Raw genomic sequence first — 22,878 nt, 5'->3', positions numbered from 1 at the left:
ACGAAATCACTCATACGTATAGAAAGCTGGCTCAATAAATGAATATCGAGCCAGCTTTTACTTATTTTTTATCGTAAATTATTCATTTTCTGCCTCATATTCTTTATTCCAAAGAAATTCCATGTACGGTTATTATAATCTTTAATTATTCGGCCAACCTTATAGACGATGCCATGCGGTTCACCTGTTGCCATGTTATAGAAATCTGCATTTACTGCTGCAACAACTTTGTGGCTTTCTGCATCTGCAGCGTTTGCTTGTGCCCGGACCGGCTGCAGACCAAAACCGTCTTCATCATTAGGTGCACCTGCTTCTATTGATACATTAGGATTATGTACATCAACGTCTACTACAAAACTCTCAATCTTTTTTCCTTCTTTTCCTTCAAAACTATAGTGCTTTTCTTTTACACCTGGAGCCAGGTCTGCACGGTATTCATTAATAGGGGTTTGAACAATTTCAGATGTTAAGTCGAACTCTCCTAAAGCCGATGTTAAACCTGGTGAGATTGAACTGCTAATGACTGATAAAGCAAGGGCAGAGGGGAGCAGTTTCATTTTCCAACTATTTTTCATTTCTTCCTCCTGTAAACATTTTTTTGGACTTGCCAGTTTTCATACAGGTTTACGATAATGGAAAAATATTAATTTACTGTTATTAATTTGTAATTATGTTATATAGTTATACTAAAAAACTAACTTCCTAGAAACAATAGGGCGAAAGTTGTTCAATTTTAATAGGTTAGGAGTCACGTATTGTAGTATTTTTTCTGATGGTGCCCAAATGTTAAAAAGACCTGCCCTCATAAGAGTGCAGGCCTTTTTTCTCTCTCTATTTCTCTCTCTTAGTCATTCGAGGGGTTTTTCTCAGCAAAAGGTTTTAACGCAATTGATTGCTAGATTAACTCAGCGCCTTACTTCCAGCTTGGAAGAAAGGTGGTGATTAACACCAGCCTCCTCCGTAACCGCCGCCGTAACCGCCGCCGTAACCGCCGCCGTAACCACCGCACCAGCAACACCCAACGATGATTAACAAGATAAATAGCACTACGATTAAAGCAAAGCTGTTTCCGTGTGACTTAAATCCCATATAACCCACCTCCTTCTTTACAATGACAGATTATTAAGCGTACAAGTTAAAGGTTTGGGCGGAATTAGCCCATTTTTTTAGGACAAGAGCGAAATAGTGATAATACTTGATAAAGACGAAAGATTTATTTGCCAAACTTTGGATTAAGGTATAATTACACGAACGGTAATGGGGGATTAGAGGATTTGTTATGGGGGTATTTTATATTAGATATTATGCTTTATTTGTTCTTTGTCTTTCCTGTTTTGAGTTTATTGTTAGGTCTTATTGGCGGTCTTTTGAACGTCGCCAGCTGGAAGACGGCATTAGCCGGTGCAATGATTTTTGCAGGTTTCTATATTTACTGGTCATCATCACTGACACCTGAAGGGGATTTAGGTGGTGCAGCGGCATTTTTAATAATCGATGTGTTAATTATCTACGGCGTAAACCGTTTTGTACGTGTAATAAAATCTTTTTTCAGGAGCTGATACGATGTATGGAATTCTTGGCTTTTTTGATCGTGATACAGAAGAAAAAATAGATGAATTAAGGCAAGGAATGAAAGAAGCGGGCATAACTGATTATGGGATGAGACCGCACGTTACAATTGCGACTCACAATGAGCTGGAAGTTGAATTGTTTAAAAAAGAAATGGAAGAGTACTTTAAAAATCAGTCTGCTGTTCAGTTATTTATACCGTCGGTTGGAATGTTTTTAAACAGTGGTACATTGTACGCAGCTCCAACTAAAGATCCAAGTTTAACAGACTTTCACACTAGGTATCATAAACGGTTTATGGGAATAACCGATCCGAAATCTTTATATGCCCCAGCTCAGTGGGTTCCTCATTGTACAATTGCCAGTCATCTGACACATGAAAAGCTGGTAGAAGCTTTTGATTATTCGGTGAAATATTTGGAGCCTTTTACTGCCCGAATTGAAAGTGTAGAGTTGCTCGAGCTGGTGTTTGATGAAGATGTTTGTACAGATATGAAGGATCTCTTTACAGTAGATTTAAAGCGATTTCATAGCTGAAGTTTTAAAGAAACTATTGTATGGTTATACATATGTATAGCCATGTAGAAAGGAATAAAATTAAGATGTGGAATGAATTTAAGACCTTTATTATGCGCGGAAATGTGATGGATCTTGCCATTGGGGTAATCATCGGGGCAGCATTCGGAAAGATTGTAACTTCTTTAGTTGAAGATGTAATTATGCCTCCAATCGGTCTTTTGCTAGGAAAGGTAGATTTTAGCAACTTATACATAAACCTCGGAAAAGGGGATTATTCCTCTTTGGCTGAAGCCCAAAAAGCAGGAGCAGCAACGCTGAATTATGGCCTTTTTATTAATACGCTCATCAATTTCTTTATCATTGCTCTTGTTATTTTCTTAGTTGTGAAGCAGATTAATCGTTTGAAAAGAAAAGAAGAAGTGAAAGAACCGGATACGAAGGAATGTAAATATTGCTTATCGACAATTCCATTAAGAGCGGTTAAGTGCCAAAATTGTACAGCAGATTTAAATGATGAAGCAGTAGTTAGACAGCCCTCAGCAGAGTAAGAGGGCTGTCTTTGCACGTTAAGACGTCAGCATAGTGTATTTTGTCATGTATTTATCATTGAATTAACATAGAAATAATTACAATAAATGGATAATATTAAGGAAAAAGAACAGAGGTATTTTTATGAAAAACTTTAGAAAAGTTATTTGGATAGTAACGGGACTTTTCTTCATTGCTTTTTCTATACTTTTAGGTCCTGATCTATGGGTGAAATTCCAAGCTAGCCAGCAGGCATCACAGTTTTTAAAACATGCATCGAATCAAAACTTTGAAGAAGCGTTTGACCAGATTTATTTTTACAATGGTGCGTATGACGAAGACGTAACGATTTCTAAGGAAAACGCAAAAGGCACTTGGGTAAACAGAAACAAGAGGTTGTTTACAGAAGGGACATATATAAAGTCTTACGACGACTTAAGTATTCGTATGAACGACGGCTGGCCTATTGGCTATGTCGATCTCGTTACGGTGGAAAACGGACAAGAGAAAAAATATCGGGATGTCTATATTTCTTTTAATAAAAAGAATAAGTGGAAGGTAGGCATGCTGCAAACAATGCAAGACAGAGAGTGGGAAAAACCGTATAGCGGGCATGTTGTACAATAAAAAGCTGATCCCTTGGGACCAGCTTTTCTTTGCTTATTTTTTTATTAGACCGATTTCAACAAGACGTTCATATAAGAAGTCGCCAGCTGTGATCGGCGGATACTTCTCTGGATTATCTTCAGAGATGCATGAAGGAATCGTCTCCAACAATGAATTCGGATATGGATGTACGAAGAACGGCATGGAATAACGAGATGTGTTCTCGCCCTCAGGATTTACTACACGGTGAGTCGTTGCCGGGATCACTTCATTCGTGATGCGGGAAAGCATGTCCCCAGCGTCAACGATAATTTGTCCTTTTTCAGCTTTAACAGGCACCCATTCTCCTTCACGCGTCAGAAGCTCTAAGCCAGAAGCCGTAGATTCTACTAAAAGTGTGATCAAGTTAATATCTTCATGCTCACCTGCACGAATCGCTCCGTTATCCATTGAATCATCAAGAGGCGGGTAGTGGATTGCACGAAGAATGCTGTTTCCGTCTTGGATCATGTCAGCAAAGAATCTTGGACGTAGGTCCATTTGAATCGCTAATGCTTCAAGCATATTGCGAGCAACACGCTCTAATTCACGATAAAAGTTCAAAGCATATTGACGAAGCTCAGCTACTTCTTCTGGCCAAACGTTAACTGCATAATCACTTGAAAGCGGGTGTCCAACAGGAAGCTCTTGGCCCACGTGGAAGAATTCTTTTAGATCTCCAACTGAACGATTCTTCGCATGTTCTTTTCCGAATCCAGTGTATCCACGAGCTCCGCCTTCAACACCTTCATACTTTTGCTTAATTTCTTTATCAAGAGTGAAAAACTTTTCCCACAGTTCATAGTTTTTCTCGATTAAGTGAGTGTTCACACCATGACCTTCTAAAATGATAAAACCTGTTTCTTTCAGACCAGCTTCAAACTGAGCAGCAAAATCTTTGCGCTGTTCAGAAGTGCCGTGTGTAAAGTTTTTCAGATTTAATGTTTTAACTAGTGATGTAGTTTGTGTAGACATATTAAATAGCCCCCAGACATTTATGTAATCGCTTTCAAACAGTTTAAATTTTACCATAAAAGTATTGAGTAGCAATAGCTATTTTCAAGAATAGTCTATTTTTAAACATAGGTAGCATGGAAATACAAGATACTGGAAGCGGTTAAGTGAAATTCAAATTCTTTGTGTTACTATTAAACTACAAATTATTGATTGGAATCGGTAGGTGAAGTCATGCCTCAATCTGTCAAAATTTCCGTTCGGGCACTTGTCGAGTACGTATTCCGTTCAGGAAGCATTGAATCAGGATTTAAAACCACATCCTCATTGATAGAGGGAACGAAAGCTCATCAAACGATACAAAAAACATATGGGGAAGCAGATGCTGCAGAAGTATTTTTGCAGATGAGCTATGCGTATGAAGAAATCGATTACGTGGTGGAAGGCCGCTGTGACGGTCTTTTGCTAGAGGAAGATCTTGTAACGATTGATGAGATCAAATCAACTGCAAAACAGTTAGATGATATAAAGAAAGAGTCTTATCCCGTCCACTGGGCTCAGGCAAAGTGCTACGCCTATATGTACTTAAAGAAAGATGAAAAAGACGAAGTAAAGGTACAGCTCACATACGTACAGGTGGAGTCAGGTGAACAAAAAAGATTTCAGGAAACCTGTACCTTAGCAGAACTAGAGGAGTTCATGCTTCATCTCGTAAAAAGTTATGCTCCTTATGCGAAACTTCGATTAGCGAATCTGCAGCAGAGAAACGAGAGCATCCGAGAACTTCCATTTCCGTTTGATCATTATCGAAACGGACAGCGGAATTTTGCAGGTGCCGTTTATAAAACGATTACGGATAAAAAAACATTGTTTGCCAATGCGCCAACGGGGACTGGGAAAACGATCTCCACCCTTTTTCCAGCTGTTAAAGCAATAGGAGAGGAAAAGGCAGAAAAGATTTTTTATCTTACAGCAAAAACGCTGAACAGAAAGAATGCGGAAGAAGCTCTTCAGCTGATGAAAGAAAAAGGGTTGTTTTTTCAAAGTGTAACCATTACGGCGAAAGACAAGGTTTGTTTTAAAGAGGAGACGCGCTGCGATCCTTCGTACTGTGAATTTGCGGACGGGTATTTTGACCGAATCAACGGTGCGGTATTAGATATTTTAAAAAATGAAACCATAATGAATCGTGATGTTATCTCTCAATATGCCCAAAAACATAAAGTTTGTCCGTTTGAATTTTCGATTGATCTGGCATATGCGGCTGATGGTGTGATTTGTGATTATAACTACGTGTTCGATCCGCGTGTATCGTTTAAACGTTTGTTTGAAGAACAAAAGAAACGTACGGTGCTGCTCATGGATGAAGCGCATAATCTTGTAGATCGTGCGCGCAGTATGTATTCTGCAGAATTGCAGAAATCAGCATTCTTGCAGCTGTCCCGGGAATACAAAGGAAAGAACGAGAGGCTGTGGAGAACAGCTAAGGCAGTAAATGATGAAATGCTGAAACTGAAAAAAGAATATGGAGAGAAGCAGGTTGCCGTTCCTGATCTTCCTGAAGATTTTATCAGCTGTTTGGATGATTTTCTGGTGCAGGCAGAACAACTGCTGGCAAGCGGTGAAAGTGATGAAAAATTGCTTGAGGCCTTTTTTGCTGCGAATCAGATGGTGAAAATATCAGATTTTTATGATGAGCGGTTTGTTACATTTATTGATGTTTTTAAAAGTGAAGTGGAAGTTCGTTTGTTCTGTATGGATCCGTCACAGCTTCTTTTTCAAACCGGGAAAAAATATGGGTCCCGCATTTTCTTTTCTGCCACTCTTTCTCCACTAGCCTATTTTATGGAGATGCTTGGAGGCGGGGAAGAAGACTATGTGATTCGCATGCCGTCCCCTTATGAGAAGGAACAGCTGGACGTTTTTATCCAGCCTCTTTCTACTCGTTTCAGGGATAGAGAAACGACAATTGAACCGATAAAGGAAATGATTATCGATCTTGTGGATAAGCGGCCGGGGAATTATCTCGTCTTTTTCCCGTCCTATCGCTATATGACAGATGTGGTTGATCGGCTTCTGGAAGAAGATCCAGCATTTCAACCAATTGTTCAGCACCCTGCTATGTCAGAGGAGGAGCGTGAGAAATTCCTGGCTAACTTTGATACGGCTGGGGAGCAATCGCTCGTTGGGTTTGCTGTCATGGGCGGTATTTTTTCAGAAGGAATCGACTTAAAAGGAGACCGCTTAACAGGAGCAGTAATAATCGGAGTCGGATTGCCTCAAGTAGGATTGGAGCGCGATACGATGAAGGATTATTTTCAAAACGCAGGAAAGAATGGCTATGATTTTGCATACGTTTACCCGGGCATGAACAAAGTGCTGCAAGCGGGTGGCAGGGTGATCAGGTCGGAAGAGGACCGTGGCACCCTTGTCCTCGTAGATGACCGGTTTTTAAGCCGCAAATATGTAGAGATGCTTCCGGAAGAATGGCGGGATTTTGTTGTGCTGAAGAGGTAGTGTTTTGGGGCGAATTTGTCGAATGTTTTTGAAGGCTCAAAAAAAATTTGAAGGACTATAAATTTTTTTGTAGGCTCATAAATCTCTTCAAAGGCTCATAAATGAAATTATACTTATTGTAAGGTAGCTTGGCACCGGTCAAGCTACCTAAAACAAAATTAAAACCATTTAGATAAATTCATTAATTGAAATAAATCCAATTCATAGCTGTATTATTTATTTTTTGTTTTGGAAAAACAAAAAATTAGGGGCTGCCAAAAGTAAGTTTGCTTACTTTTGGGACAGCCCCTTTTTACTTTTTATATAAGCCAGCCCATAAAAATGGCAAACCAAACGTGTCTGCGGGCTGTTTCACTTCTTTCATTTTACGAAGTTCGAGCTCTTCAAAATGTGAAAATACCTCACGCATCTTTTCAAATGTATAACCGAGGCCGCCTTTCATCGTCCGCTCTCTATAAACTTCTTCATCTGGTAAATCAAGTCCCATTCCTTCTGCATCAAAACACGTTATCGCAAAATGCCCGCCGGCTTTTAAACAATTGTTTAATAGTTGAAGATAGCTCACTCTTCTGTGAGGAGGGACATGATGAAAACAGCCAGAATCATAGATTAGATCGTATTCATCCAGAGGGATGTCGAGTTTGAAAATATTGCCTTGAATGAAGTTAACATGAACGCCTTTTTCATCCGCTCGTTCACGTGCCCATTGAAGCCCTTCGCTCGAAAGATCAACAGCATCCACCTCAAACCCTTGTTCTCCTAGATAGATAGCGTTTCGTCCAGGTCCGCATCCTAGTTCGAGAACCCGCCCGGGCTTAATCATCCTTTTTTCAATATAGTCCACTAGATTCTCGTCCGGTGCGTCAATAAAAAAAGGAATCTTCTTATTTCGATCTTCATAAAAAGAATTCCAGAATGCACCCTCATCACGTAAAAGTGAGTCCAGCATGTCATAAACATGTTCATTTTTAGTAATCAATTTTGTCAAAAAAACGTCCGCCTTTCATAGGTAAAATAGGCATTTGACTGACTGAGATGTATATCTCTATTTTACCAAAAAATAGTTTATAATTGGAGTTAGATGTGAATAAAAGAGGTGGAAATAATGAGAGAATTAGCGAGCCTTACATTGAAAAAAGCAGGAACTGAACATGTGGCAGGAATAGCTGAAGTTTGTTCACAAGGATGGAGAGCAACATATGGTTATTTGGAAGATGACGCGTATGTAGAGCAGGTTATTGAAGACTATTATAACCAAGATAGGATCTTGAAAGAAGTCACGGAGTTCAGTGAACATTGGCATGGCTACTTTATTGCAGAAGAAGATGGTCAAGTAGTAGGTGCGATCGGGGGCGGAACAACGGGTAACCAAACAGGTGAAATCTACGTCTTTTATATGGATCCACATAAGCGAGGATTAGGAATCGGAAGTAAACTGTTGAGCTTTTATACGGATTATCAAAAAAGTCTAGGGATTAAAGAACAATGGGTTTCAGCTCAAAAGGGTAATATGAAAGGGATTCCTTTTTATGAAGCGAAGGGATTTGTAAAACAATCCGAAAAGGTAAGTAAACGAACTGGTCACATTTCATTCCAATTCATGAGAAAAATCTAAGCAAAGCCCCTTAGCAAGAGGGGCTTTGCTGCTTTTGCAGCGAGAATTGAAAACTCGCGGAATTATTGATGAAACTCGCGGAAATATCATCAAAACTCGCGGAAATATCATCAAAACTCGCGGGAATATCATCAAAACTCGCGGGATTATCCCCAAAACTTCTGCAATAGCAGCGTTTGGATCCCAATAAAGAAGCTTGGCGGATGCCAAGCGACCTATCCATAGTGAATTTTTCAGTGAATTCACTCTGATCTATTTATCAACATGTTTTTTACGCAGCAATAAAGATTGAAAGTCCATGCTCCCGCCTGCTTCAGGAACGACATGAAAGTTCAGCACTTCGAATAATGGCGATACTACGTCTTGAATATCTTCGTTTGTATAAAAAGAAAAGAATCTTTTTGGGATATAGGTGTCGTCTTCCCAAACGCCTTCTGAATCTTTACCGCCGTATACCCCCATATAAAACAATCCATCTTCTTTAAGGACTGTATGAATGTTTTTGAGAACAGCAGGCAGACTCACTTTTGGAACGTGAAGCAGTGTATTCATCGCCCATACAGCATCAAAGGATTCAGCATTAAAATCGAGTGTATAATAATCCATCACTTGTGCTTTTAATCCTTTCATACGGCATGTTTCGACCATGCTTGGAGAAAGATCGATACACGTTACATCAAAGCCGTGATCCAGCAAATATTTCCCGTGCTGTCCAGAGCCTGCGCCGATATCTAGAACTGCACTTAATCCTTCATTGCTAAGAGCATCTATATAAGATTTCAGCTCAACGATCTTCCACACGTCTATATCGGCTTTGTCTCTTGTATGAGCTTGCTCGTTATAGCTTGCTTTCAGACTTTCTTTTAACAAAAGATCCATGAAGTTCGCTCCTTAAAAAAGATATGAAAAGCAAAATGATAGATTCATTATAGCGAAAGATGTCAGACAGGTAAATTTTAAAATGAAAGAAAATTCAGTAAAGGAAAGCCCTTACATTCCTCTCACCCCTTGCCTGTATTGGTTTGTAGTAAAAAAGTTGTGTTCTTAAATCTCCCTTGATAGCATGTCGAACAGCCTGTAGAATGTTAGGAAATTCAATTTTCTGAATAATCATAACAAAAAGGGAGGATCATCATGGCACGTTCAGCAATTAAAGCAGTACCAACACCAAAACCGCCAGAGCTGGATCAAAAACCAAAGAACGTCTTTAACAGGCTATTGGACTGGGTAGAGAAAAACGGAAATAAGCTACCGGATGTTCTTACTTTATTTGTGATTATTACAGCACTTATTCTTCTTGGATCTTTTGTAGCTGGAGTATCAGGCTGGAGTGCAGTGAATCCTGCCAACAATGAAAGGATTACTGCTGTCAATCTATTAAACGAAGAGGGCATAAAACGAATGCTGACAGAACTGGTCAGCAACTTTGTAAACTTCCCTCCGTTAGGTCTAGTCCTTGTTGTCATGCTTGGAGTTGGACTAGCTGAATCAACAGGTCTAATCTCAGCATTTATGCGCAGAGTCGTTCTAGCCTCGCCAAAAGCACTCATCTTACCTATTATTATATTTATAGGAATCGTTGGAAACGCTGCTGCCGATGCCGCATTAATCGTACTTCCGCCTGTTGCAGCTATGGTGTTCTTAACACTCGGACGTCATCCAATTGCAGGGCTTACAGCAGCTTATGCAGCCGTTGCTGGCGGATTCAGTGCCAACATCATCATCAGCATGCTCGATGTTATGCTTGCCGGTTTTACAGAATCAGCAGCACATCTTCAGGATAAAGAGTATACAGCGAATCCTGCTATGAACTATTACTTCATGTTTGCTTCCACATTTGTTCTTTTGCCGGTTGCCGTTTGGGTTACTACAAAAATCGTAGAGCCGAGACTTGGTGAGTACCATGCACCTGAAAATCTTGAAGTTAAAAAACAGGCTCTTTCTTCAGATGAAAAAAGAGGCTTGAAGTGGGCGACTATTTCTCTTCTCGTTTACACAGGTATCATACTTCTTGTTACCGTTCCTGAAGGAGCAATGCTTCGTCACCCGAAAACAGGCGAGCTTATAGACTCACCATTTATGGATTCACTCGTACCTATTATGCTTCTATTCTTTTTAATTCCAGCAACAGCTTATGGGTTTGGTTCAAAGGCATTAAAGAATGATAAAGATGTTGCCGAGCATTTAACAAAAGCGATGAGCGGAATGGGGTACTATATCGTTCTTGCCTTTATCGCAGCTCAGATGATTGCATATTTTAGCTGGAGCAACTTAGGATCGATCATTGCCATAACTGGTGCTGACTTTTTAAAGGAATCAGGATTTACGGGGCTGCCGCTATTATTGGCATTCATTCTATTCACAGCACTCGTGAACTTGCTCATTGCAAGCTCATCAGCTAAGTGGGCGATTCTAGGTCCAGTTTTTGTACCGATGTTCATGGCATTAGATTACAGCCCGGCTTTTACTCAGATGGCGTACAGAATTGGTGATTCGATTACAAATACGATCACGCCGATGCTTGCATATTTTGCAATCCTGCTTTCTTTCGCTAAAAAGTTCGACAAGAACATGGGGATGGGGACACTCATATCGTCCTTGCTTCCGTACACGATCGCCTACACGATTTTCTGGTGTATCTTATTTGCTATTTGGTATGTGCTAGGACTTCCATTAGGTCCTGGCGAATATATAAAAATGTAAAAGATAAAGAAGGAGTGAGCGGGTTTGGAACAATTATTCAGCCGGTTGGCAAACTATCAAGATGAAATGGTGGAGATCCGCAGACATCTTCATCAAAATCCAGAGCTGTCATTTGAAGAAGTGGAAACACCAGCTTTTATTGCGGCTTATCATGAAAAATTAGGATTAAACGTTCGAACAGGAGTAGGCGGAAGAGGTGTAGTAGCTACATTAAGAGGCGGAAAGCCCGGCAAAACAGTCGCACTGCGGGCTGATTTTGACGCACTTCCTATTCAGGAAGAAAACGATTCTCCTTACAAATCTAATGTTCCAGGAGTGATGCATGCTTGCGGGCATGATGGCCATACAGCTACACTCCTTGTCTTGGCAAAAGTATTAAATGAAATGAAAGATGAGCTGGAAGGAAATGTTGTATTTATCCATCAGCACGCCGAAGAATTAGCACCAGGCGGAGCGATCGTCATGATCGAGGATGGCTGTCTGGACGGAGTTGACGTCATTTACGGAACACACCTTTGGGCAACAATGCCAACCGGAACAATCGGGTATAGAACAGGACCAGTGATGGCCGCTGCTGACTCTTTTACAATAAAAGTTCAGGGAAAGGGCGGACACGGCGCACAGCCTCATAAAACGAAAGACAGCATCGTGATCGGAGCACAACTTGTTTCAAATCTGCAGCAAATTGTAAGCCGCCGAGTGAATCCGCTGGATGCCGCCGTTGTATCTGTTGGTGCGTTTGAAGCGAAAAATGCTTTTAACGTAATCGCAGATTCAGCGAAACTAACTGGTACAGTTCGAACGTTTAAAGAAGAGGTGCGTGTTGCGATCGAACAAGAGATCGACCGCATTGCAAAAGGAACCTGTTTAGCAGCGGATGCTTCCTATGAATATGTATTTAAACGCGGTTATCCAGCAGTTGTGAACCATAAAGAAGATACTGAGTTTGTAGTTGATGTCGCGAAAAAAGTGCCAGGTGTGCTGGAGCTTGAGGAGATCGAACCGCAGATGGGCGGGGAAGATTACGCGTATTATTTAGAAAAGGTACCTGGAACATTCTTCTTTACAGGTGCAGAAGATACAGCTTGGGATGAGACATACCCGCATCATCATCCGAAATTTAAAATCAACGAAGATGCGTTATTGGTTGCTGCTAATCTATTAGGAGCTGCAACACTAACTTATTTAAAGCAAAATGCAGCAGAAAAAGTCAGTGTTACAAAATAAGTAAAAAAGCCCTCTGAGGGGGCTTTTTTTATTTACTAAGGATTACTCCCAGCAGCTGTCGTCATTCTTACACTTTTTAGACTTCTTACAAGTTTTCTTTGAAGACTTTTTAGACTTCTTTTCAGAAAGACCAGAATCTAACAAAGCACGAAGCGCTTCTACAGCACCGCCAGAGCCTATACCATTAGCAGCTGCTCCTGCAACTGGAGTAGACGTACCAGTAGTAGAGGTTTTTTTACGTAACTTCTTTTCAATTAGATTACCTAGATCTAAACCGTTTGCAGATGCAGCAGTAGCATTTCCGCCTTTGCCACCTTTGCCGTTTGGAGATTCTTCGTTACGCTTTTTTCGTATCTTACTCATTTAGTATCACCCCCACTATTACTATATGAAAGGGGAAGATGAGTGCTTGTACTAATCACCATTTTTTATATTTTTTACGAGATAACACTAGTAAAATGCTGATTATCTTCTGTTGGTTAGGGAGGAAGGTGAAAGGGCAAAAGCAGAGAGCGAAAACAGTGAATGTTTAAGCGTACGTGTAATAAATATAAGAACACGTACCGTAAAGTGACTAGCTTTGATAAAACTAGATTCTAATGAAGGAAAAAAATTCTTGCCAGGAAAAAAGAGACCTTTTATAATTAAAGTGTAAATTTACACTTAAGAAGAAAAGGCGGTGCCAAAGTTGAAATTGAAATGGATTTTAATTTGTTTTTTAATCTATGGATCTGCCTTTTACTCAAGTTTGCACGTATACTCTCGCCAAAGTGCAAAAGAAACTGCAGAAGATGCAGGGAAACTTCTGCCGGTTAAAATGAAATATTTTCGAGATGTTCATTCAACTAAAGAAATTCAACAATGGGTAAGAGAAGCGGACGAAAGCGGAGAAACAATATCTATTGCAGGTATGCAGCACAGCCAGGGAGGGCATACATTGTATCCAAATGGAACCTTGCTGGACATGACAGGCTACAGTCAAATTTTAAATTTTAGTCCTAAGGAAAAAAAGATCACGGTACAATCAGGTGTGACATGGGCTGATATTCAGCAAATGATAAACCCATATGGTTTATCGATAAAAGTGATGCAGTCACAGAATATTTTTACTGTTGGAGGTTCATTAAGTGTTAATGTTCACGGGCGGGATATACGATACGGTTCGTTAATCGACTCAGTAGAATCTTTCCGATTGTTAAAACCAAATGGAGCAATAATCAATGTCAGCCGCACAGAAAATAGTGATATGTTTCCTTATGTAATTGGAGGGTACGGTTTATTCGGTGTAATACTCGATGTTACCTTGGAACTTGCTGATGATGAACTATATCAGCATCGATCAGCTGCTATGAATTATAAAGAGTATGAAACGTATTTTAATGAAAAAGTAAAACATGATGATTCAGTGAAGATGCACCTAGCACGAATATCAGTGGCACCAGAATCTTTCTTAAAAGAGATGTATGTTACTGACTACGTGCTTGCTGAAGATCAGGGTAATCGAGAAAAATACATGGAATTAAAAAAAGAAGAAATTGTGGCTTTGCCAAAATTTATGCTTGGTTTGTCCAGATACAGTGACTGGGGTAAAGGTCTACTCTGGGAAACGCAAAAAGAATTTTTTATGAATAATGACGGTAAATATGAGACACGCAACAACGTTATGCGTTCAGACAGTGAATTTATGGAGTATGAAAATCCTAATAGGACAGAAGTGCTGCAAGAATACTTTGTCCCTGTTGATCAATTTGCTGAGTATATCAATGACTTAAGAGCAGTTTTAGAAAAAGAAGAACTAAACTTACTAAACATAACAATAAGATATGTAGGACATGACGAAGATGCTGTCCTCTCTTATGCGAAGAATGACATGTTTGCTCTTGTTATGCTGATCAATCAAGGCCGTTCGGAACAGGACATCCAAGTCACAGAGAAAGTCTTGCAAAAATTAATTGATGTTACTTTGGATCACGATGGAAGCTATTATTTACCGTATTATTCGTATCCATCAGATAAACAGCTTAAAAGAGCCTATCCTCGCATCGAGGAATTCTTCGAAAAGAAAAGAGAATTCGATCCTGAAGAACGCTTTAATAATCTTTTTTACGAGAGGTATGGACAATGAACTATCGAATATTTGTAGCATCGCAGAGTATTTTAATGACGGCCAGCTCAATGGTGTTCCCTTTTTACCTGCTCCTCATTAGAAATATAGGTGACAGCTACTCACAATTCGGATTGGCGTATGGACTCTTTGCCCTTACAGCAGCACTGACTCATCCTTTGATTGGAAGACTATCAGATAGAATAGGAGACCGTTCTTTATTGCTGTTATATACGTGGGGAATGGCGGGAGTAATGATTATCGTTCCGCTCATTGAAACGATCTCAGCGCTTTATATTTTACAAATCATAATGGGTATTTTAGGAGCGGTACAGAAAACCACTGAAAAGACAGCACTTGCGAGACAAACTGCAGGAAAACATACTGGACAGAAAATAGGAAACTACCATTTATGGACGAGTGTATGGGGAGCTATTGCGGTGATGGCAACAGGATATTTAATAGATTTCCTGACGATAGGAAGTCTATTTTATATCGCTTCCTTCTTATATATGATATCTGCTGTGATCTTAATGAGATCTGAATACATTTTGAGGAATCAAATGAAAGAAAAGCCCGTGCAGCAATAAGCTGACGGGTTTTATCTTTGTTGCTATTAGAAGGCGTTGATCTCCGCTCCAGGATGCTCGCTTTCCGCGGGGCGTGCGGTGAGCCCCCTAGGCTCTTCAAGCCTGCAGGGTCTCACCTGTCCCGCTGATCCCGCAGGAGTCTCACACCTTGCGCTCCAATCAACTATTCAACGATGACCGTTTAATAAACATCCAAAAGCAAATCTATCAGAAAACAGCAAAGAAAAACAAGCTGATGACTAAGCTCTGTATAGCAAGAACAAATACTTTCTTTCCTGAGGGTTTAGATCCGTTATCGAGTATTCTGCTAAAAATGGTTTCAAAAGTAAGCATGATTAAAAAGGTATAAATAAAACCTAAAAGAATTTCCTCCATCGTTAGCTCCTTATTTCATGGAATCTGCAATGTTCAGCATATCTTCAGTTGTCCATGGATTGTTCGTTTGTGGAACAACATCCAATGTAATCTTGTAGGTCAGCTTCTTATTTTTATCAGACCAGACTAATTCTCGTGTATCCACATGATTCATTCTCATATCTGCTATGGAGCCATCTTTTAGTTTGAATGACAACGGTAAGTCAGGATCAATATTTTCAACTCTATTAAAATAGGTAGCAACAATTAAACTGGCATTGCTGCTTTTATGGTATACGACTTCTGCAAACCTTGGCTGAAATCCGGCATTCTTTTCAACTGTTGAGGAGATGGAATCAGGTATGAATGGCAAATGGCTTGGAATTTTCACTTGTGATAATTCTTCGTCTGGAAGAGTGTGCAATTCTTTTTGAATGTCAGGGTGTTCCTTCATTAAACTTTCAAGTTCTGGTGAAGGTGATGAACAACCGAACAAAAACAGCAAAGCAGCGATTCCAGTCACCCTTCTCATATCTTTGCCTCCTAAAGAGTATTAAGAGGGATCATCCTCTTTTTCTTTCTTACGCCTATATTTTTGAATGAATTTTTTTACGATATCCTTTCCTGCTAGAAGTGCACCAAGCCAGAAGAACACTTCTCCGCCAATAAACAATCCACTCACGATGCCTGTCTTGGCGGCAGCACTAAGCGATAAAAAGGGAATGATGGGAATAAAAATCCAAAGGACAAATGAGAGAATAATAAATATAATTCCTATTTTCTTTTTCATTGTGGAAAACTCCTTTATATATGTCTAGTTGATCATACGAAAATGTTTTCATAAAAGTTCCCACATATTCATTAACATTATACGGACGCCTATTTTTTTCCACAAGAAGAAAAATAGTTAAATGGTCTAAATTCCCAATGTGTTCATAGTTGTAAAAGTTTCCAAGTTTGGATAATGTTAAGAGGACGCTGTTGTAAAAAGGTGGGGGACCGATTGAAGAAAGAACTTGTATATCAAAGCAGAGATAAAGAGATAGAAGTGTTTGAAGATGAGTTTGGCAAGATTACTTTAAAAGAGATGCCACACGAAGCAGCTGTAATGGTTGCCCTTGAAAATAATAGTTTAATATTGATCAGTCAGTTTCGGCCAGCGGTGGAAGAAATCATTATCCAGCTTCCTGGCGGTGGAATGAACCTTAATGAAGAACCTGAGGAGGCAGCGAAACGTGAGCTGCTTGAAGAAACTGGTATTGTCTGCGGGGAAGCTATGTATTTAGGCAGCATTCAGCCGAGTGCTTGCTACAGTAATTGCGTTACACATGTATATTTTACGAAAGATATTCTTGAATATAGGTCACAGAAACTGGAGAAAAAAGAAGCTTCTATTCAAGCATTTCATATTCCTATAGAGCGGGCGTTTCGCAATATTGAGCAAGGCATCTGGAAGGACAGTGAGCTGGCGCATGGATTGCTGCTTGCACGATTGAAGGGATTGATCTAAATGAGTTGCTTAGGGTGCGATTTAGCAAATGCTAAAATGCCTGTACATACCGTATATGAAGATGAACTTGTCCGTTGTTTCTTGGACATAGATCCTTTTAATGAAGGGCATACATTAATATTACCGAAAAGACACGTAAGAGAACTTATTGAATTAACGCACCAAGAAACACTTGCCGTTATGAATGCAGCCAAACTGATCTCTGAAAAGTTAAACACTTGTTTAAAACCGGATGGGATTACAATTAACCAAAATGGGGGAAAATTTAGTGAACTGACTCACTTTCACATGCATGTCATTCCAAGGTATGAAAATGACGGGTTTACGTGGAGTGAATCAACGATTCAGGATGGTGCTCATAAGAGATTAGCTGAAACAGCGGATAAGCTACAAGGAGTCTAATCTTTTTATCTGTTAGATAAAGTGTGCCACAATGGTGACTAAGGAGGGATTCGTTTATGGTTACGAGTGTTCATGATCGAGCGGTGCTGCATAACGGTGTTCAAATGCCTTGGGTTGGTTTAGGTGTTTATAAAGCAGAAGATGGTGATGAAGTCATCCAGTCCATTAAATGGGCACTTGATGCAGGGTATAGAAGCATCGATACAGCCAGTCTTTATAACAATGAAGCAGGAGTCGGACAGGCTATCGCCGAGTCAGATGTACCAAGAGAAGATCTTTTCATCACAACAAAGGTCTGGAACACAGATCAAGGATATGACGAAACACTAGCGGCTTTTGATGCGAGTTTAGAAAGGCTAGGGCTGGAATATGTTGACCTTTACCTCATACACTGGCCTGTTCCTGGCAAGTATAAAGAAACATGGAAAGCTCTTGAGAAGATTTATAGCGAGGGCCGTGCAAAGGCTATTGGTGTTAGTAACTTCAAGCAGCATCATCTTGAAGATCTAATAGCAGATGCAGTGATTAAGCCGATGGTGAACCAGGTGGAATATCATCCTCGTCTGACACAAGAAGATCTTTTAACATACTGCAAACAGCAGGGAATACAGCTTGAGGCTTGGCGTCCTTTATTAAAAGGTGAAATTTTTGAAGAACCAACTTTAGTGGAACTTGCTGATAAGCACAATAAAACCGTTCCACAAATTATTTTAAGATGGGATCTCCAAAATGGAGTTGTAACGATTCCGAAATCGGTAACGCAGCACCGTATTGAAGAAAACATTGATATATATGATTTTGAGCTGACGAATGAGGATATGACTCGGATTTCCGCTCTTAATCAGGACAAGCGGAACGGTGCTGATCCTGACGATCCTGAATTTTATAAGCAGTTTTAATAGATGTAAAAGCAGTCTTTCTCATATGAGAGGACTGTTTTTTTATTTAATAAATGTGCCAAAATCTTATTTAAAGGCTTTATCCTAAAAGATTGTAGCTTAATAGGAATTTTTGTTCGATTCTCTTCATTGAAAAGTTGATTGGAGTGCAAGGTGCGAGACTCCTCGAAAATGAAAAATCACATTTTCTTCGTGCGATGTAACGCTGTCGAAGCCTTCCTTGTCCTACGGGATGAGTGGGACAGGTGAGACTCCTGACAAAGCAAAGCGCTAGGAGGACACCCCGTGGAAAGCGAGCATCCTGGAGCGGAAATCAACCCTTTCAAGAGCAACAAAGGTTGCGAAAATAGCCTATTAAAAAAGAAAAAAGATCAGATCAGGCGATGCCCGTAGTTTTAAAAAAAGAATAACGGGAAAAATGATATACGTAGACGACTGAAAGGAAGTGCTAACATGTCAAAACGGATATTGATTGTCGTAACAAATCACCAAAATATCGGAAATAATAAAACAGGCCTTTGGCTTGAAGAGTTTGCAGTCCCTTATAACGAATTTCTCGATAAAGGATATGACATAACAGTCAAAAGCATTAAAGGCGGCAGTATTCCTTTAGATCCGAACAGCTTAGATGGAGTCGAACAAGATCAATATAAAGAGGCATTATCATTCTTGGAAGATACAGCTGAACTTAGTGCAGATGATGCAGTAAGCTATGACGCAATCTTCTTGCCAGGCGGACATGGGACAGTCTTTGACTTTCCGAAAAGTGAAGCTCTAAAGGAAGTGGTAAGCCAGATGGCGCAGACAAATAAGGTAATCGGAAGTGTTTGTCACGGACCTGCAGGACTGACAACAGCGACACTGAAAGATGGATCTTCTATTGTAAAAGGAAAGACCGTTACAGCCTTTACCGATGAAGAGGAAGAAGAAATGCAGCTTACGAAAGAAGTGCCATTCTTGCTCGAAACAAAACTTCGCGAACTTGGTGCAGAATTTCAGCGAGCTGGAAAATGGGAAGATTTTGCCGTGACAGACGGAAATCTTGTTACCGGGCAAAACCCGCAGTCCAGCAGAAGTGTAGCGCTTCGCATGATCGAAGTTCTTAATAAACAATAACATACAATTTACGAAACGGCCGGCTCTTGCTGGTCGTTTTTATATGAAAGTGACAGCATCATTTAGCTGTTGTTTGTCGAAAATTCGATAAATATCTGTAAGTGTGGAATTAATAAAGATTACCACAAAATAATTCCTAATTACCCTGGATAAATCAGCTATTACCCTGTAATGATTTTTTGGTGATTTGTGTCATTCACCTATCGGGTAAAGTTGAGTATTTTATTAAGGAAATTAGAAGTGTGGGGGAATGTTTGTGGGCTACTATATTCGTGTGGAGGAAAACGTCAGAATTTATGTAGAAGATGTTAATCCTAGCGGTGAAAAAACGATTCTTTTTATTCATGGATGGCCGGCAAATTATAAGCTTTTTGAGTATCAGTTTAATCAGCTGCCATCGATGGGTTTTAGATGCATCGGAATTGATCTAAGAGGATTCGGTAAATCTGATAAACCTTATTCGGGCTATTCATATGATCCATTAGCAGATGATATCTTTGCAGTTGTACAGACATTAAAGATAAAGGATTTCACGCTTGTTGGGCACTCAGTCGGAGGGGCGATTTCAATTAGGTATATGGCTAAACATGGCGGTTTTGGTGTTTCAAAGCTTGCTTTGCTTGGAGCTGCTGCACCAAGTTTTACAAAGCGTCCAGATTTCCCATTCGGTCAGACTGTTGAAGAAGTTAACACACTTATCTCTGGTACGTATAAAGACCGGCCTAAAATGCTTCAGGGGTTTGGAGATATTTTTTTCTTTAAATATGTAACGGCTCCTTTTTCCGACTGGTTCTTTCAGTTAGGTTTAGAAGCTGCAGGATATTCGACTGCAGCTGTATTAGGATCATTACGTGATGAATCGCTTTTTGCGGATCTAGGTAAAATTCAAGTCCCGACACTTATTCTGCATGGTGTTCATGATCAGGTTTGTCCTTATCCTTTAGCACTAGCGATGAATAAAGGAATACCAAATTCGAAGCTTGTTCCGTTAAATAACAGCGGGCACGGACTTTTTTGGGAAGAGTGGGAGAAAGTGAACAAAGAACTTTCACAGTTCATAGGTTAAAATTTTATCATTTGTAATACATCACATGAAGATGTTCATGGTGATCGAGTGTTGCGAGCAGAATATCAGGTAATTTTGTGTTCTGTTTTTGAAGTTGTTCCAAAAGCCATGCCTCATTTTTTCCTGTTTCCGAAAGCTCTTGTTGATTGATTTTTCCTTCTTTAATAACAACCTGAGGATAATCGAAAGGCTTTGGAGGCAAGTTTAAATCTTTTTGAATAACAGTTTGGTATTGCGGCTGTAAAAATGAAGTAATGGTACCATTGGATTCAAACAAAGCGAGTGCGACTTCTTGAATATCTATTACCCTATGTTTTCGCAGTTCAGAAAACAAAACGTCTATTGAAATCCGTGCTTTTTTCAAGTTTTTATATAATATTTGACCATTCTTTACTAACAGAATAGGTGCTGGATCTATTAATTTTCTAAGTGGGTGCCAATGCAGACCGGTCATGGTTGTAGTCACATAAAGAATAACAAGAACGGACATTGTGATAAGGGAACCTTTAAGACCAAGATGCTGGTCAGACAGGGGATGGGCAATGATGTTTCCAAAGATAAGAGCCATAATGAAATCCAATAAACGAAGCTGTGAGAAAGATCGCTGGCCCATCAATTTTACAGCAAACAGCATAAAGAAGAAGGCAACGATTGCCCTTAAAATCCATTCGATCGCCAATAAATTCTCTTGTGCTTGATAAAAATCCAGCATACTAGCAGCACCCCGTTAAACTTGATGCATTTAGTATGGTCGTAAAAAATGACTTTTTAACCAGAAATAAATTATAAAAATAGTTTGACTATTCTTGCGGGTATGCTACAATCAATTTTAAATTAAAACTTAATCGAATTTCTTCTTATCCAGAGAGGTGGAGGGACTGACCCTATGAAGCCTCGGCAACCAGTACAAGTTGTGCACGGTGCCAATTTCAGAGGAAGCTTAAGATTTAAGCTCCGAAGATGAGAAGCAAGCGGGTACTTTTTTTCGTTATTCCACCCCTTCGCTCTTTTCTTTGAGTGAAGGGGTTTTATTATTTTAAGGAGGTGTAAAGCTTTAAAAAGGAGTGAAAGTATGGCAGTACTTTCACCCCGGGCTGCGATGATCACCCCTTGAGGAGGGCTTAAGAATCGCTTAAACATTTTACCATGTGAAGCGAAATGTCGTCCAATTCAAGGGATATAAACCTTGAGGAGGAAAAGAAAATGAGTGAGTTAAAATTTGCGTATTGGGTACCGAACGTTAGCGGAGGGTTGGTTGTATCTAAGCTTCCGCAGGAAACAGATTGGACATTTGAAGCGAACAAACGCTATGCTCAAATCGCAGAGGATTCCGGATTCGATTTTGCACTTCTTCAGACGCGTTTCTTTGCAAGCTATGGTGCTGAATATCAGCTGGAGGCGGCCACGCTTGCTGCAGCTTTGGCGAGTGTTACTAAAAAGATAAATCTTATCTCAGCTGTTCATCCGGGGCTTTGGCATCCAGGTGTATATGCGAAGATGATGGCAACACTCGATAATATCTCTGGCGGCCGGGCGGCGATCAACGTCGTGAGTGGGTGGTTTAAAGGGGAGTTTACCGGATATGGAGAACCTTGGCTGGAGCATGACGAGAGGTATCGCCGTTCTGAAGAATTTATTAAAGTTATAAGAAGTTTTTGGACAGAAGAAGAGACAACGTTCAAAGGTGATTTTTACAGAATAAATGGCGCTCCGCTGAAACCGAAACCTGTTCAAAAGCCGACACCGCCAATTTTCCAAGGCGGTAACTCAAAGGCTGCAAAAGAGATGGCAGCAAGAGTTTCGGATTGGTATTTCATGAACGGAAACACGACAGAAGGATTCAAGAATCAGATTGAAGAAGTGAAGGCTTTGGCAGAGAAAGAAGGCCGTACTTTGAAATATGCGGCAAACGGATTTGTGATTGTAAGAGATACAGAAGAAGAGGCTGTTCAAGTTCTGCGTGATATTGTTTCAAATGCTGACGTTGAAGCGGTTGAAGGATTTGGTGAAGCCGTAAAAGAAGCAGGGCAATCGTCTAAGGAAAAAGAGGGAATGTGGACAAATTCTACATTCGAGGATCTCGTCCAGTATAATGATGGATTCAAAACAGGTCTGATCGGAACACCTGAACAAGTGGCAGACCGCATAATAGAGTTGAAGCAGCTAGGCGTTGACCTTGTTCTGACCGCCTTTTTACATTATGAAAATGATTTGAAAGACTTTGGAGAGAAAGTGATACCGCTTGTGAAAGAAAAAGAAGCTCGATTGAAGGAAGAGGGAGTGCTTGTTTAATTTTTTAAGTGAAAAACATGTGAAAAGTCGCCGTTTGTGGCGGCTTTTTTTTATTTTAGGTAAAGGTCGTTGGGGTTGTAGTTTTGGTTAGGGATGTCGAAATTTCTATAAACTTATCTTTACCTTGAATATATTTAAAATTACCGTTGATAAAACAAATTTATCCTATTACGTGCCTTTATACAGATCAAATACAAGTGTGATGCATAGAACAAGGGCGGATGGCAGTGAAATCAACACTTCTGATGAGAACTTGCCAGCTTAAACT

Annotated in this window: 26 protein-coding genes and 1 riboswitch; of the genes, 17 read left to right on the top strand and 9 right to left on the bottom strand. The window is 40.0% G+C overall.

Going from position 1 to position 22,878, the window contains the following annotated elements; genetic code table 11:
- Positions 1–68 precede the first annotated feature (68 nt).
- Positions 69–575 carry a hypothetical protein gene (locus ACFW35_RS15200; protein ID WP_379846920.1) on the bottom strand — a complete coding sequence of 169 codons (507 nt, stop codon included), beginning with the start codon at positions 573–575 and terminating at the stop codon, positions 69–71.
- 367 nt (positions 576–942) lie between these two features.
- Complete coding sequence (locus ACFW35_RS15195; RefSeq protein WP_251323467.1) at positions 943–1,089, bottom strand: YjcZ family sporulation protein; 147 nt, start codon at positions 1,087–1,089, stop codon at positions 943–945.
- 185 nt (positions 1,090–1,274) lie between these two features.
- Here ACFW35_RS15195 and ACFW35_RS15190 point away from each other — a divergent pair, with 185 nt between their 5' ends.
- The 4 genes from ACFW35_RS15190 (at position 1,275) to ACFW35_RS15175 (ending at position 3,243) form a co-directional block, all read left to right on the top strand.
- Complete coding sequence (locus ACFW35_RS15190; RefSeq protein WP_379846918.1) at positions 1,275–1,559, top strand: hypothetical protein; 285 nt, start codon at positions 1,275–1,277, stop codon at positions 1,557–1,559.
- Positions 1,560–1,563: 4 nt separating this feature from the next.
- Positions 1,564–2,106, top strand: a complete 543-nt coding sequence (locus ACFW35_RS15185) for a 2'-5' RNA ligase family protein (RefSeq protein WP_379846917.1) — start codon at positions 1,564–1,566, stop codon at positions 2,104–2,106.
- A 65-nt stretch (positions 2,107–2,171) separates the two neighbouring features.
- On the top strand, positions 2,172–2,636 hold the full coding sequence (gene mscL / locus ACFW35_RS15180) for a large conductance mechanosensitive channel protein MscL (RefSeq protein WP_379846915.1): 465 nt from the start codon (positions 2,172–2,174) through the stop codon (positions 2,634–2,636).
- Between the two features lie 124 nt (positions 2,637–2,760).
- Positions 2,761–3,243 (top strand): hypothetical protein, encoded by a 483-nt coding sequence (locus ACFW35_RS15175; RefSeq protein ID WP_379846914.1) that lies wholly within the window; start codon positions 2,761–2,763, stop codon positions 3,241–3,243.
- 33 nt (positions 3,244–3,276) lie between these two features.
- Here the strand turns inward: ACFW35_RS15175 and ACFW35_RS15170 are convergent, their stop codons facing one another.
- Positions 3,277–4,236 (bottom strand): isopenicillin N synthase family dioxygenase, encoded by a 960-nt coding sequence (locus ACFW35_RS15170; protein ID WP_379846912.1) that lies wholly within the window; start codon positions 4,234–4,236, stop codon positions 3,277–3,279.
- A gap of 213 nt (positions 4,237–4,449) precedes the next feature.
- Between ACFW35_RS15170 and ACFW35_RS15165 the strand changes: the two genes are divergently transcribed.
- Positions 4,450–6,732, top strand: a complete 2,283-nt coding sequence (locus tag ACFW35_RS15165) for an ATP-dependent DNA helicase (RefSeq protein ID WP_379846910.1) — start codon at positions 4,450–4,452, stop codon at positions 6,730–6,732.
- Positions 6,733–7,024: 292 nt separating this feature from the next.
- Here ACFW35_RS15165 and ACFW35_RS15160 read toward each other — a convergent pair whose 3' ends face one another.
- Positions 7,025–7,720, bottom strand: a complete 696-nt coding sequence (locus ACFW35_RS15160) for a class I SAM-dependent methyltransferase (protein WP_379846909.1) — start codon at positions 7,718–7,720, stop codon at positions 7,025–7,027.
- A gap of 117 nt (positions 7,721–7,837) precedes the next feature.
- Here ACFW35_RS15160 and ACFW35_RS15155 point away from each other — a divergent pair, with 117 nt between their 5' ends.
- Positions 7,838–8,347, top strand: a complete 510-nt coding sequence (locus tag ACFW35_RS15155) for a GNAT family N-acetyltransferase (RefSeq protein WP_379846907.1) — start codon at positions 7,838–7,840, stop codon at positions 8,345–8,347.
- 252 nt (positions 8,348–8,599) lie between these two features.
- On the opposite strand, the gene ACFW35_RS15150 is transcribed toward ACFW35_RS15155, so the two are convergent.
- Positions 8,600–9,226 (bottom strand): class I SAM-dependent methyltransferase, encoded by a 627-nt coding sequence (locus tag ACFW35_RS15150; protein ID WP_379846905.1) that lies wholly within the window; start codon positions 9,224–9,226, stop codon positions 8,600–8,602.
- Positions 9,227–9,481: 255 nt separating this feature from the next.
- Here ACFW35_RS15150 and ACFW35_RS15145 point away from each other — a divergent pair, with 255 nt between their 5' ends.
- Positions 9,482–11,050, top strand: coding sequence for an AbgT family transporter (locus ACFW35_RS15145; RefSeq protein ID WP_379846904.1), 1,569 nt, complete (start codon positions 9,482–9,484; stop codon positions 11,048–11,050).
- A 66-nt stretch (positions 11,051–11,116) separates the two neighbouring features.
- Entirely contained in the window at positions 11,117–12,277 is a 1,161-nt protein-coding gene (locus ACFW35_RS15140; RefSeq protein ID WP_379847525.1) for a M20 family metallopeptidase, read from the top strand.
- A gap of 42 nt (positions 12,278–12,319) precedes the next feature.
- Here ACFW35_RS15140 and ACFW35_RS15135 read toward each other — a convergent pair whose 3' ends face one another.
- The gene (locus tag ACFW35_RS15135; protein ID WP_379846902.1) at positions 12,320–12,640 is read right to left on the bottom strand and encodes a hypothetical protein; all 321 of its coding nucleotides are present in this window, start codon (positions 12,638–12,640) and stop codon (positions 12,320–12,322) included.
- Between the two features lie 325 nt (positions 12,641–12,965).
- On the opposite strand from ACFW35_RS15135, the gene ACFW35_RS15130 reads away from it, so the two are divergent.
- The 3 genes from ACFW35_RS15130 (at position 12,966) to ACFW35_RS15120 (ending at position 15,320) form a co-directional block, all read left to right on the top strand.
- The gene (locus tag ACFW35_RS15130) at positions 12,966–14,402 is read left to right on the top strand and encodes an FAD-dependent oxidoreductase (RefSeq protein WP_379846901.1); all 1,437 of its coding nucleotides are present in this window, start codon (positions 12,966–12,968) and stop codon (positions 14,400–14,402) included.
- Positions 14,399–14,971: an MFS transporter gene (locus tag ACFW35_RS15125; RefSeq protein WP_379846899.1), complete on the top strand. Its 573-nt coding sequence runs from the start codon at positions 14,399–14,401 to the stop codon at positions 14,969–14,971. Before ACFW35_RS15130 ends, ACFW35_RS15125 begins: the two co-directional genes overlap by 4 nt.
- 148 nt (positions 14,972–15,119) lie before the next feature.
- The gene (locus ACFW35_RS15120) at positions 15,120–15,320 is read left to right on the top strand and encodes a hypothetical protein (RefSeq protein ID WP_379846897.1); all 201 of its coding nucleotides are present in this window, start codon (positions 15,120–15,122) and stop codon (positions 15,318–15,320) included.
- A 36-nt stretch (positions 15,321–15,356) separates the two neighbouring features.
- On the opposite strand, the gene ACFW35_RS15115 is transcribed toward ACFW35_RS15120, so the two are convergent.
- On the bottom strand, positions 15,357–15,857 hold the full coding sequence (locus tag ACFW35_RS15115; protein ID WP_379846896.1) for a hypothetical protein: 501 nt from the start codon (positions 15,855–15,857) through the stop codon (positions 15,357–15,359).
- A gap of 21 nt (positions 15,858–15,878) precedes the next feature.
- Positions 15,879–16,115, bottom strand: coding sequence for a transporter suffix domain-containing protein (locus ACFW35_RS15110; RefSeq protein ID WP_379846894.1), 237 nt, complete (start codon positions 16,113–16,115; stop codon positions 15,879–15,881).
- Positions 16,116–16,328: 213 nt separating this feature from the next.
- Between ACFW35_RS15110 and ACFW35_RS15105 the strand changes: the two genes are divergently transcribed.
- The 5 genes from ACFW35_RS15105 to ACFW35_RS15085 all read left to right on the top strand — a co-directional run bounded on the left by ACFW35_RS15105 (position 16,329) and on the right by ACFW35_RS15085 (position 20,318).
- Positions 16,329–16,835, top strand: a complete 507-nt coding sequence (locus ACFW35_RS15105) for an NUDIX hydrolase (RefSeq protein ID WP_379846893.1) — start codon at positions 16,329–16,331, stop codon at positions 16,833–16,835.
- Positions 16,836–17,237, top strand: coding sequence for an HIT family protein (locus tag ACFW35_RS15100; RefSeq protein ID WP_379846891.1), 402 nt, complete (start codon positions 16,836–16,838; stop codon positions 17,235–17,237).
- Positions 17,238–17,293: 56 nt separating this feature from the next.
- Positions 17,294–18,136 (top strand): aldo/keto reductase, encoded by an 843-nt coding sequence (locus ACFW35_RS15095; RefSeq protein ID WP_379846890.1) that lies wholly within the window; start codon positions 17,294–17,296, stop codon positions 18,134–18,136.
- 453 nt (positions 18,137–18,589) lie between these two features.
- A complete protein-coding gene (locus ACFW35_RS15090; protein ID WP_379846888.1) occupies positions 18,590–19,252 on the top strand; it encodes a type 1 glutamine amidotransferase domain-containing protein in 663 nt (220 codons plus the stop codon).
- 256 nt (positions 19,253–19,508) lie between these two features.
- Complete coding sequence (locus tag ACFW35_RS15085; RefSeq protein ID WP_379846887.1) at positions 19,509–20,318, top strand: alpha/beta fold hydrolase; 810 nt, start codon at positions 19,509–19,511, stop codon at positions 20,316–20,318.
- A 7-nt stretch (positions 20,319–20,325) separates the two neighbouring features.
- On the opposite strand, the gene ACFW35_RS15080 is transcribed toward ACFW35_RS15085, so the two are convergent.
- Positions 20,326–21,027, bottom strand: coding sequence for a DUF421 domain-containing protein (locus ACFW35_RS15080; RefSeq protein WP_425590101.1), 702 nt, complete (start codon positions 21,025–21,027; stop codon positions 20,326–20,328).
- A gap of 145 nt (positions 21,028–21,172) precedes the next feature.
- Positions 21,173–21,285: riboswitch (SAM riboswitch) on the top strand.
- A 236-nt stretch (positions 21,286–21,521) separates the two neighbouring features.
- On the opposite strand from ACFW35_RS15080, the gene sfnG reads away from it, so the two are divergent.
- Positions 21,522–22,610, top strand: coding sequence for a dimethylsulfone monooxygenase SfnG (gene sfnG, locus ACFW35_RS15075; protein ID WP_379846884.1), 1,089 nt, complete (start codon positions 21,522–21,524; stop codon positions 22,608–22,610).
- Positions 22,611–22,878 lie beyond the last annotated feature (268 nt).

The sequence above is a fragment of the Fictibacillus sp. NPDC058756 genome, assembly GCF_042746035.1.
In the GTDB taxonomy this organism is placed as follows: Bacteria; Bacillota; Bacilli; order Bacillales; family Fictibacillaceae; genus Fictibacillus.
This window is presented reverse-complemented; position numbering and strand designations above follow the sequence as displayed.

Coding starts and splice junctions, on each gene's coding strand:
- ACFW35_RS15200 (WP_379846920.1), bottom strand. CDS start 575: ATGAAAAATAGTTGGAAAATGAAACTGCTCCCCTCTGCCCTTGCTTTA.
- ACFW35_RS15195 (WP_251323467.1), bottom strand. CDS start 1,089: ATGGGATTTAAGTCACACGGAAACAGCTTTGCTTTAATCGTAGTGCTA.
- ACFW35_RS15185 (WP_379846917.1), top strand. CDS start 1,564: ATGTATGGAATTCTTGGCTTTTTTGATCGTGATACAGAAGAAAAAATA.
- mscL (WP_379846915.1), top strand. CDS start 2,172: ATGTGGAATGAATTTAAGACCTTTATTATGCGCGGAAATGTGATGGAT.
- ACFW35_RS15175 (WP_379846914.1), top strand. CDS start 2,761: ATGAAAAACTTTAGAAAAGTTATTTGGATAGTAACGGGACTTTTCTTC.
- ACFW35_RS15170 (WP_379846912.1), bottom strand. CDS start 4,236: ATGTCTACACAAACTACATCACTAGTTAAAACATTAAATCTGAAAAAC.
- ACFW35_RS15165 (WP_379846910.1), top strand. CDS start 4,450: ATGCCTCAATCTGTCAAAATTTCCGTTCGGGCACTTGTCGAGTACGTA.
- ACFW35_RS15155 (WP_379846907.1), top strand. CDS start 7,838: ATGAGAGAATTAGCGAGCCTTACATTGAAAAAAGCAGGAACTGAACAT.
- ACFW35_RS15150 (WP_379846905.1), bottom strand. CDS start 9,226: ATGGATCTTTTGTTAAAAGAAAGTCTGAAAGCAAGCTATAACGAGCAA.
- ACFW35_RS15145 (WP_379846904.1), top strand. CDS start 9,482: ATGGCACGTTCAGCAATTAAAGCAGTACCAACACCAAAACCGCCAGAG.
- ACFW35_RS15140 (WP_379847525.1), top strand. CDS start 11,117: ATGGTGGAGATCCGCAGACATCTTCATCAAAATCCAGAGCTGTCATTT.
- ACFW35_RS15135 (WP_379846902.1), bottom strand. CDS start 12,640: ATGAGTAAGATACGAAAAAAGCGTAACGAAGAATCTCCAAACGGCAAA.
- ACFW35_RS15125 (WP_379846899.1), top strand. CDS start 14,399: ATGAACTATCGAATATTTGTAGCATCGCAGAGTATTTTAATGACGGCC.
- ACFW35_RS15115 (WP_379846896.1), bottom strand. CDS start 15,857: ATGAGAAGGGTGACTGGAATCGCTGCTTTGCTGTTTTTGTTCGGTTGT.
- ACFW35_RS15110 (WP_379846894.1), bottom strand. CDS start 16,115: ATGAAAAAGAAAATAGGAATTATATTTATTATTCTCTCATTTGTCCTT.
- ACFW35_RS15100 (WP_379846891.1), top strand. CDS start 16,836: ATGAGTTGCTTAGGGTGCGATTTAGCAAATGCTAAAATGCCTGTACAT.
- ACFW35_RS15095 (WP_379846890.1), top strand. CDS start 17,294: ATGGTTACGAGTGTTCATGATCGAGCGGTGCTGCATAACGGTGTTCAA.
- ACFW35_RS15090 (WP_379846888.1), top strand. CDS start 18,590: ATGTCAAAACGGATATTGATTGTCGTAACAAATCACCAAAATATCGGA.
- sfnG (WP_379846884.1), top strand. CDS start 21,522: ATGAGTGAGTTAAAATTTGCGTATTGGGTACCGAACGTTAGCGGAGGG.